At 40.9% G+C, this 2,910-nt stretch carries 1 protein-coding gene and 1 pseudogene; both read left to right on the top strand.

Annotation, left to right across the window (positions count from 1 at the left end; genetic code table 11):
• On the top strand, positions 1-1,321 hold a 1,321-nt coding region (locus FKP33_RS26530; protein WP_141336806.1), incomplete at its 5' end, for a PucR family transcriptional regulator.
• A gap of 566 nt (positions 1,322-1,887) precedes the next feature.
• Positions 1,888-2,595: pseudogene (locus tag FKP33_RS26525) on the top strand (methyl-accepting chemotaxis protein); the annotation flags it as partial.
• Between the last annotated feature and the right edge of the window lie 315 nt (positions 2,596-2,910).

Genomic DNA, 2,910 nt, shown 5'->3' with positions numbered 1-2,910 from the left:
TTATGAAGACACACCCATTGTTAAAGAATTGGAAATAACCTATGAAAAACTATTGGAAGAGCGCAACAATCTATCCCGAATATCTAACATTCATAAAAAATTAACGGAAGAAATTATCAACGGGAATGATCTGCAATCGATCGCCCATATCGTTTATGAAACAACGGGCATTCCCTTGATCATTGAAGATGTCAATTTTCGCGCTTTCGCCTATTCAGGTTTAACGCCACAATTTTTTAAAGAGGCAAATGAAGATTTTAAAGACTATATCCAAAAAAACAAGAAACCCGTTCATGATCCGAATGTGACGCCTAACGGTTCTTTTTTGCATTCGACATCGATCAATGCATCCTGCCATTCTCGTTTGATCACGCCGATTTTCATTCGGGGAAAAATATCGGGTTATTGTTCATTTATATCTCAAAAAGTGAAAGAATATCCGGAATTCGACCTCGTTACTTTAGAGCGGATTGCCTCCGTTTGTTCGCTTTATCTGTTAAATGAAAAGACAAGCTTAGAATCGGCGGAACGGATGAAAGGACATTTCTTGGAGCGAATTTTACAAGGGCAGTTTTCTTCAAAGCAAGATATTCTTAATCACGGCAGTTATATTAATTTTGATCTGGAGCAGCCGTTTTACATCGTTATCCTCAAGTATCAAAATCAGCATGGGTATTTTGAGAATGAAATGCTAGTATATGAAGAAATAATAGAAACGACCTTGCAATACTTTAAAAATAAGATGTGGAATGTATTAATGTGTCAACGTGGGAATAACATTGTGTTGCTTGTTCAAACGGAATCATTAGCTAATTTGGATATTTCAGCCTTATGTAACGGTGTTATCGAGCACTTAGCCCATATATTCAGAAAATACACCTTTCAGATCGGCGTCAGTTCGAAAGGGGAACAAATCGATCGCTCCATAGACTATTATGATGAAGCTATTGTCGCCTTGCGAATGAGTATGCCCAGCACAAAAAAAGTGGTTTTATTCGAATCTCTCGGTATAGTAGGGCTGTTGATTAACAATAAAAATGAGAGCGCTATCAAAAAAGCTGCGCGGCAGCTGCTAGGACCACTCTATTCGACTGATTGCAATAAAAATCCGGAATTGATTAAAACACTCTACATATTTTTGTCAAACGGCGGAAATCTCGAACAAACAGCAAATGAGCTTTGTCTATCCATGAGTGGACTCCGCTATCGTATTCATAAGATCGAGACTCTTCTTGAACAAGAATTGCGTAATCCGGCCTTCAATTATCAACTGTATCTCATGCTGCAGGCGTTACTTGTAATAGGCGAAATCGCAATTTAATATACATGGGATTGTTAGTTGAAAAATGAATAGAAATGAGAGGGCTGCCGCGGCGGCCTATTTTCTGTGATGTTGAGGATTCAGGAAGCATAGCCGGTTATTCGAACAGTCTGGGGTCCCGCCAACATTTTACCCAAAACATACGATATGACATTTTTCGTATACTAACCGAATTTTGGGTTCTAAACGCTATTCAACAGAAGAAAATTATACGTCTAACGTTTATGACTAAGGATAGTCGGGAATTGGTAAGAAGATGCGCGGCGTTCCTAGGGCTTTAAATGACTGCCCACGCTAGTTTGACACTCAAAAGGCGAGAAGCTGAAAGTTACAAAGTTCGTTCATTTTGCTATGATAAGCAAGATACCAAAAAAAATTGCAGGTAGGAGCTATGAAGCAACACCGTATGACATTGCCAATCCGTATCAAATCTAGTGATATCAGCCATGCTTGGTGTTGCAGGCAGTATTGCTTACGTGTACATGCAAATTGTAGACCGCAGTTATTCGGATCTTGTAAATCGGAGGGCGTCGATTCAATCATCCGGTCTAATGGACAACTTGCACGAACGGTTAATCGAAATCGGAAACATTGTTGACCTGATGCGGGAAATCGCAGCCCAGACCCAATTGCTTTCGCTTAACGCTTCCATTGAAGCAGCGAGAGCAGGGGAGGCTGGACAAGGGTTTGCCGTGGTTGCGGGAGAAGTGAAGAAATTGGCGAACCAATCCGAGCAATCGGCACAAGCCGTGGCAGCGATTTTGGAGGATATTTCGCTTCGATCCGGAAAAGTCTCGGATGCGATGCATTCCGGCGTCCGGGAAGTGGGAAGCGGCATGAAGGCCGCCCGCGATGTGGAACAAGCTTTCGTGGAGATTCTAGAATCGCTTTCGTGTTTAATAAGGTCCGTTTCAACAACAGGACATCCCGTTCTCATATTAAATAATATCGTGATATCAAATGCACGCCCTGTCGTTAATTTGGATGATCAGGGCTGTTTTGTATCGGTTAATGTCCGACCCCTATACAGAGAATGTGGCCCGCATTCCGGAGACTATGCAAAAAGGCAACGTCACCGAGATCGATTCGGCCAGGGAACTCTTGCTGGTGTAGAAGCAACGATTAGCCATACAAGGATGGGGACGGGAACCTCAAGGAGAAAAATTGTTCGAATGCCAACGTGTTCCACAACATTCCTCCCAAAAGAGAGTCAATGTCACCTCCTTTCTTCGCGTGCTCATTATAATTGTACTCGTAATCAGGAATGTGAATAATCCTAGTAATAAAATCGGAAAAGAATGAAAAAAGTATTGCATCATTAAAATTAATTATGTTATGATTCTTTACAAATAAATAATAAGGCTTCCTAATGCGGACCGACCATTCAACTGGAGGTCTCATTCTCTCGAAGTTAATGTGGATCGAACATACAAATGGAGGTCTCATTTTCTTAAAGGGGGAATGAGACCTCTTTTTATTATTTTTTAAATCAGTATATTCTTAGTTGAAATTGTTAATGGGTCGTTCAAAGCTTTTTACTGGGAGGAAGTTAATGTGGGGACAAAGTTTATGATGAACTCACGTCAAAA

The organism is Paenibacillus sp. tmac-D7, from assembly GCF_006519665.1.
GTDB classification, from domain to species: domain Bacteria; phylum Bacillota; class Bacilli; order Paenibacillales; family NBRC-103111; genus Paenibacillus_G; species Paenibacillus_G validus.
This window is presented reverse-complemented; position numbering and strand designations above follow the sequence as displayed.